The following is a 6,530-nucleotide window of genomic DNA, read 5'->3' as shown; positions in this document are numbered from 1 at the left end:
CGGTGCGCTACCTGCACCGGGTCTTCGAAGGCGAAGGGGTCACGGTGGGCCGGCTCGTCCAGCGGTGCCCCACCGACCACGGCGGCCGGGTCCGTCCTCCCCGACACCGCCCGGCGGGCGGGCGTCCGAAGGCGGACCCAGGCCGCTCAGCCCCAGGGATTGTGCTCGTGCGATTCGCTGACCGCGGTACGGAACGTGGTGTGCTCGATCATCTCGTACGGACTCCAACTCCTGGACGGTGCGGCCGGTCGGCAGCGGTTGAAAGGATGGCTGAAGCCTGGCAGCTCCGGCCATCGGCCCACTATCGACGCCCGCTGTCGACGCCCGCCGGGTACGCCCGCTGTCGACGCCCGCGCCCGGCCGGACGGCACCGGGTTCGGCGCCGCCGGGGCGGCGGGGCCGGCTCGGTAGGATCCTGGCATGGGTGCGCAGGAAGAGGCGTGGGACACGGACGCGGCGGAGCGGGCGGTCGCGGTGCTGAAGGCGGTCGCCGACCCCTCCCGGTACCGGCTGCTCTGGGCGCTGACCCGGCGGGAGCTGCCGGTCAGCGAACTGGCGGAGCTGCTGGGCGCGCACGTGGCGGCGACCTCGCAGCACCTGGCCAGGCTGCGGGCGGCCGGGCTGGTCGTCTCGCGCCGGGAGGGCACCCGGATCTTCTACCGGGCCGCCGAGGTGCGCGGCCTGCTGACGGAGGCGGCGCTGATCGCCAACGACCTGCCCGGGCGCGGTGACGGCGGTGACGGCGGCGGTACCGGCCCGGCCGCCGCGACGGCCGAGCAGCCGTTCGCCCGCGCCGTCCGCTCCGCCCGCCGCCGCCCGGCCACCGGCCAGGCCTGAGGCCCGTCCTAGGGCGTCTCCTCGTCGAGCCGGTACTCCCGCAGGGCGGCGTCGTAGCCGAACAGCCCGGCGTAGCGGCCCCAGTCGGTGGCGGTCTCCAGCTGCCGGTCGACCTGTTCGCTGGTGTAGTGGTGGGCGAGCAGGTCGCGGAAGAAGCCGGCGTGCACGGCGGTGCCGGGGCGGCCGCGCAGGCCGTTGGTGATCAGCCGGACCAGCGGGACGTCCACCGCGGCTCCGGCGAAGATGGTCCGGGACTCCTGGACGTCGGCTCCGGCGAAGGCGGTGCCGGCCTCGGTGAGCAGCAGGTCGTCGCCGTGGATCTCGGCGAAGCCGAGCAGGTCGAGGGCGTCGAGCTGGGGGAGCATGTCGTCGATGTCGAGGCCGAGTTCGTCGGCGAGGTCGGCGAGGTCGCAGCAGCCGCCGCGGTGGGCGATCATCGCGGCGAGGCCGGCGAGGCCGTCCACGCTGGCGGTGGGCAGCGGGGTGTTGGCGACGGTGCGCCGGTCGGGCCGGGCGCCGTCGGCGCGGCCGGGCAGGCGGGTCTCCTTGGGGCGTCCGGTCATGATCCGGTAGACCCGGTCGACGAGTTCGTCGAAGGCGGCGGCGTCGCGGTCGCGGGGCCGGTCGAGGTCGACCTCGACGGTCTCCCGGATGGTGCCGTACGGGCGGGAGCCGAGGACGACGATGCGGTCGGCCATCAGGACCGCCTCCTCGATGTTGTGGGTGACCAGTACGACGGCGCGGGTGGGGAACTGGCCGGACTCCCACAGTTCCAGCAGTTCGCCGCGCAGGTTCTCGGCGGTGAGGACGTCCAGCGCCGAGAAGGGCTCGTCCATCATCAGCACGTCCGGTTCGACGACCAGGGCGCGGGCGAAGCCGACGCGCTGGCGCATGCCGCCGGAGAGCTCCTTGGGGTAGGCGGACTCGAAGCCGGCCAGGCCGATCAGGTCGATGGCCTGGACGGCGGCCTCGGTGCGCTCCCGGGGCGGCACGCCGCGGGCCTCCAGGCCGAGTTCGACGTTCTGCCGGACGGTCAGCCAGGGCAGCAGCGCGAAGGTCTGGAACACCAGGGCGCTGCCCGGGTTGGCGCCGGTGAGCGGGGTGCCGCGGTAGGCGACGGTGCCGGAGCTGGGCGGGATCAGTCCGGACAGGCAGCGCAGCAGGGTGGACTTGCCGGAGCCGGAGCGGCCGAGCAGGGCGACGATCTCGCCGGCCCGGACGGTGAGGTCGATGCCGGACAGCACGGGCAGCGCGCCGTCGGCGCCGGCGTAGGCCTTGGTGAGGCCGACGGTCTCCAGCAGGATCTCGCCGTCGGCGGGGGAGCCGGGGAAGTCGGGGGAGTCGGAGGAGTCTGCGGGGGAGAACACAGCGGCGGTGGGCGGCGCGGTGCGGGCGGCGCGCGGGAACGGGAAGCGCATGCGGGGACCTCCGGGGCGGGGAGCGGGCGCGGGTCAGAGCGAGTAGCGGCGCTCGGCCAGGCGGTAGAGGCGGCGCCAGAGCAGCCGGTTGAGGGCGACGACGTACAGGCTCATCACCGCCACCCCGGCGAGCAGGTGCGGGTAGTCGCCGTGCTCGGTGGCCCGCGCGATGTACGCGCCGAGGCCGGTGGCGGTGAGCGTGGTGCCGCCGAAGGTGACGACCTCGGAGACGATGGAGGCGTTCCAGGCGCCGCCGGAGGCGGTGAGTCCGCCGGTGACGTAGGCCGGGAAGATCCCGGGGATGATCAGCCGTCGCCAGCGCTGCCAGCCGCGCACGCCCAGGTCGTCCATGGCCTCGCGCAGGTCGGTGGGGATGGCCATGGCGCCGGCGATGGTGTTGAACAGGATGTACCACTGGGCGCCGAGGGCCATCAGCAGGACGCCGCCGAGGTCGATCGACAGCCCGGTCCGCAGCAGCAGCCACACGACCAGCGGGAAGAGGAAGTTGGCAGGGAAGCTGGCGAGCACCTGCACCAGCGGCTGGGCGATCCGGGTCAGCCGGGGGGAGAAGCCGATCCGCACGCCGACCGGCACCCAGACCAGGGTGGCGACGGTCACCAGGACGACGACCCGGGCGAGGGTGGCGAGGCCGAGCAGCAGCGGTTCGCCGAACACGCCGAGGCCGGTCGCGCCGTGCAGGTAGCGGCCGAGGTCGACCAGGCCCCAGAGCACGAGGCCGCCGGCGACGGCGGCGAAGGCGGTGTCCCCGGCGCGCCGCCGCCCGGGGTCGACGGCCAGCGGGCGGTCGTCGGTGCCCAGCAGGCGCCCGGCCCGGGAGAGCGCCCGCCACCCCGGGCGCAGCAGCCGGCCGAGCAGCCCGGGCCAGTGGGAGCGGCGCAGCAGGTCCAGCACGACGGAGCGCTGCACCTCGGTGGCCTCGGACTGCTCGTTCTTGAAGCGTTCGGCCCAGGCGGTGAGCGGGCGCCAGAACAGCAGGTTGACGCCGACCACCAGGACGGCCATGGTGGCGATCGCCCAGCCGACCCGGCCGAGGTCGCCGGCGGCGATGGCCGCGCCCGCGTAGGAGCCGACCCCGGGCAGCGCGTAGCGCTGGTTGTCGACGCTGATCGCCTCGGAGGCGACCAGGAAGAACCAGCCGCCGCCGAAGCTCAGCATGCCGTTCCAGACCAGGCCGATCATGCCCGAGGGCAGTTCGACCTTCCAGAACCGCATCCACCGGGTGAAGCGGAACGAGCGTGACAGCTCGTCGAGTTCGGGCGGCAGCGAGACCAGCGAGCAGTAGAAGCCGAAGGTCATGTTCCAGGCCTGGGAGGTGAAGATGGCGAACACCGCCGCGCACTCCAGGCCCAGTACGGAGCCGGGGAACAGGGCGAGGAAGCCGGTCACCGCGACGGTCAGGAAGGCGAGCACCGGTACCGACTGGAGGATGTCCAGGGCCGGGATCAGGACCCGCTCCAGCCGGCGGCTGCGGGCCGCGGCGTAGGCGTAGCCGAAGGTGAAGACCACCGACACGGCGAGCGCGGCGAACATCCGCAGCAGCGAGCGGGCCGCGTCGTACGGCAGCCGGGCCGGGTCGGTGTCGACCGCCGCGTTCCGGCCGGTGGAGAACCGGACGGTGGTGCCCTGCCCGACCCGCAGCGCGAGGTAGAGCAGCACCAGGACGGCGGCCGCGACGAGCGCGTCCACCCAGGTCATCCGGGCCAGGCGGGCGGCCGTCCGGGACGGCAGTGAGCCCCGGGCGGCGCCCGGGGCCGGCTTCGGCAGGGTCATGGGGTGCACCTCCGGCGCGCACCCGGGGCCCCGGGGTCGGGAGAGGTGCGTGCGACGTCAGCGGGATCGGGACGAACGCCGCGTCCCCCCGGGCCGTTGCGTCAGGCGCGCGGTCGGGCGTGGGGGAGGCGGCCGGTACGGCGGCGCGTACTGGGAGGGTCTTCGCCCATGGCCGCCTCCTCCGGTGGTGTCGTCTGGTGTCGTCCCGGCCCGTCCTGCGGGCCCCGGGCAGTCTGCTCCTCGGGTACGTCCGTAGGCAAATGGATCCGGGGTTCCTCCGCGCGCCGGCTCAGGCCGCTTCGACGAACTCCAGCAGGTTGCCGACGGGGTCGGTGGTGTAGAAGCGGCGCCGGGGCGGCAGGCTGTCGTCCCACACCACGAGCGCGCCGAGCTCGGACAGCCGCGAGGCGAAGTCGTCGATCTCGGAGACCGCGATCCCGGGGTGGGCCTTGGTGCTGGGGCGGAAGCGCTCCTCGATGCCGAGGTAGAGCCGGACCCGGCCGCCGTCGGCGGCGAACCAGCAGCCGCCGCCCGCGGTCAGCGGCCGGGGCTTGGGGATCTCGGCCATCTGCAGGACGTCGCCGTAGAAGGCCCGCAGCAGGGCCTCGCTGCCGGGGGGTGCGGAGAGCTGGACGTGGTCGAGGGCCGTGATCACTGCGGCCTCCTCTCGGGAGCGGTGTGGTGCCGGGCCGCGGTGACCAGCAGCCGGGCGGTCGGGGTGGACAGGTCGAGGTGGTGGGCGATCCACTGGGGGTCGTGCCCGTGGGTGGCGAACACCCAGGCGGTGTAGAGCCGGTTCAGGCCGGGGGCGCCGGGCGACAGCAGCAGCGGTCGGACCTGCTCCATCGGGAACCCGTCCAGGGAGCGGGCGCTGAACCACTGGGTGTCGTCCTCGTCGGGGGCGGCGGGTCGGGCGGTGCCGCGCCCGCTGCGGGCGAGCAGCAGGGCGAGGAGCAGCCCGGCCGCCGAGGCGCCGATGAGCACGCCGGAGAGGAAGATCCGCAGCCGCCCCGGGGCGACGCCGACGGCGATCCCCTGGAGGGTGAGGAGGAGCAGGACGCCGCACAGCGCCGTCCCTCTGCTGGTCCAGGGGAACAGGGCGGTTCTGGTCACGACGGTGTCCTCCTTCGGTGGGGTGGCGGCCGGTGGGGTGCCGCCGGGGCGGGCGATCGGGCCTCGGGCGGCGCGGCCGGACGGCGGTCAGGCGACGCGGGTCAGGCGCGGGTCGTACTTGTAGCCGATCTGGCGGACGGTGGCGATCGCCTCCCGGTGGCCGGGGCCGAGCTTGCGGCGGATCCGGGCGATGTGGGTGGCGATGGTGCGGGTGTCGCCGGTGTCCGGCCGGCCCCAGACCGCCTCCATCAGCTGGCGGCGGGAGTGGACCCGCAGCGGGTTGTCGACCAGGTGCGCGAGCAGCTCGAACTCCAGGTAGGGGAGGGTCAGTTGCTGCCCGTCGACGGTGACGGTGCGCTGTTCGGGGTCCACCACCAGGCCGGTGTCCGGGTCGACGGCGGGCCGGGGGGCCGGGGCGGGGCGCGGACGCCGGGGCGGGGCGGCGGCGGTGTGGTCCGAGAAGATGGCTTCGAGCCTGGGGTAGCGCACGGCCATGGCGGATGCTCCTTCGGCGGGTCGGTGCGGAGTCGGTGCGGAGTCGGTGCGGATCTGTACGAATCGGGACGGGCCGGTCAGCGGGCGGGGTGCCAGGGGTGCCAGGAGGCTTCCAGTCGGGCGGTGCCGTCCGGGGCCGTGACGGTCCGCCAGCTGGCCCGCAGCCGGGCGGGGCGGTCGGCGGAGGCGGCGGCCGGTGCCGGGGCCTGGGCCGTGACGGCGTGCAGGACGGGGCTGTCCAGCGGGCTCTCCGCCAGGCGTCGGCCCACGACGGCGAGCGCGGCGCGCAGGCGGCCGCGGCCGGCGGACGGGAGGGAGGGGTGGAACGCGGCGACGATGGACATGGCAGGTCACCTCCGTGACGGGGCGGCGGGTGGAGGGGGTGCGCGAGGGCGCGGGTGGTGCGGTCGGCGGGGCGTCAGCCGTGCGGCCGGTGGCGGGCGGCGGCGCGGCTGAGGCGGCGCGCGGCGGCCGGCGGGAGGTCCGCGAAGTCGGCGAGCCAGTCCGGGCGGTGGCCCTGGCGGGCCAGCAGGTAGGCCAGGTGCACGCGCGGCTCGTACGCGGAGGCCCGGGTGTTGGGCGTGCCGGAGTGCGGGCAGGCGCCGGGGTCGTCGAGGCGGTAGTCCCTCTCGACGCCGTCGTGCAGGGCGAGGCGGACGCGCGGGCAGTGGTGGTGAAGGGCGGTGCGCATGGCCGTACTTCCTTCCTTCCCCGGGTGCGGGGCGGTCGAGGTTTCCGGGTCGGGGCCGGGGCGGCGGCACTGTCGGGCGCCGCCCCGGCGGCGGCTCAGTGGTTGAGCGCGGTCTGGACGATCTTGATGATGACCATCACCATCGCGACCAGGAGGTAGGCGCGCAGGGCGCCCATGCCGACCTT

The 6,530-nt window shown here is 75.1% G+C and carries 8 protein-coding genes; 1 reads left to right on the top strand and 7 read right to left on the bottom strand.

Annotated elements, in window-relative coordinates; translation table 11 throughout:
- Nucleotides 1-420: 420 nt before the first annotated feature.
- Nucleotides 421-837 carry a metalloregulator ArsR/SmtB family transcription factor gene (locus AB0O82_RS38415; RefSeq protein ID WP_063349734.1) on the top strand — a complete coding sequence of 139 codons (417 nt, stop codon included), beginning with the start codon at nt 421-423 and terminating at the stop codon, nt 835-837.
- 8 nt (nt 838-845) lie between these two features.
- Here AB0O82_RS38415 and AB0O82_RS38410 read toward each other — a convergent pair whose 3' ends face one another.
- The 7 genes from AB0O82_RS38410 to AB0O82_RS38380 form a co-directional block, all read right to left on the bottom strand.
- On the bottom strand, nt 846-2,255 hold the full coding sequence (locus tag AB0O82_RS38410) for a nitrate/sulfonate/bicarbonate ABC transporter ATP-binding protein (RefSeq protein ID WP_363589667.1): 1,410 nt from the start codon (nt 2,253-2,255) through the stop codon (nt 846-848).
- 33 nt (nt 2,256-2,288) lie between these two features.
- Entirely contained in the window at nt 2,289-4,046 is a 1,758-nt protein-coding gene (locus AB0O82_RS38405) for an ABC transporter permease subunit (RefSeq protein WP_363589665.1), read from the bottom strand.
- A 289-nt stretch (nt 4,047-4,335) separates the two neighbouring features.
- Nucleotides 4,336-4,701, bottom strand: coding sequence for a glyoxalase (locus AB0O82_RS38400; RefSeq protein WP_363589663.1), 366 nt, complete (start codon nt 4,699-4,701; stop codon nt 4,336-4,338).
- Nucleotides 4,698-5,159, bottom strand: a complete 462-nt coding sequence (locus AB0O82_RS38395) for a hypothetical protein (RefSeq protein WP_363589661.1) — start codon at nt 5,157-5,159, stop codon at nt 4,698-4,700. The genes AB0O82_RS38400 and AB0O82_RS38395 overlap by 4 nt, the downstream gene beginning before the upstream one ends.
- Nucleotides 5,160-5,246: 87 nt before the next feature.
- Nucleotides 5,247-5,654, bottom strand: coding sequence for a winged helix-turn-helix domain-containing protein (locus AB0O82_RS38390; RefSeq protein ID WP_363589659.1), 408 nt, complete (start codon nt 5,652-5,654; stop codon nt 5,247-5,249).
- Nucleotides 5,655-5,731: 77 nt separating this feature from the next.
- The gene (locus AB0O82_RS38385; protein WP_363589657.1) at nt 5,732-5,998 is read right to left on the bottom strand and encodes a hypothetical protein; all 267 of its coding nucleotides are present in this window, start codon (nt 5,996-5,998) and stop codon (nt 5,732-5,734) included.
- Nucleotides 5,999-6,072: 74 nt separating this feature from the next.
- Complete coding sequence (locus tag AB0O82_RS38380) at nt 6,073-6,345, bottom strand: hypothetical protein (protein WP_363375417.1); 273 nt, start codon at nt 6,343-6,345, stop codon at nt 6,073-6,075.
- Nucleotides 6,346-6,530 lie beyond the last annotated feature (185 nt).

It is taken from the genome of Kitasatospora sp. NPDC088264 (genome assembly GCF_040685715.1).
GTDB lineage: Bacteria > Actinomycetota > Actinomycetes > Streptomycetales > Streptomycetaceae > Kitasatospora.
This window is presented reverse-complemented; position numbering and strand designations above follow the sequence as displayed.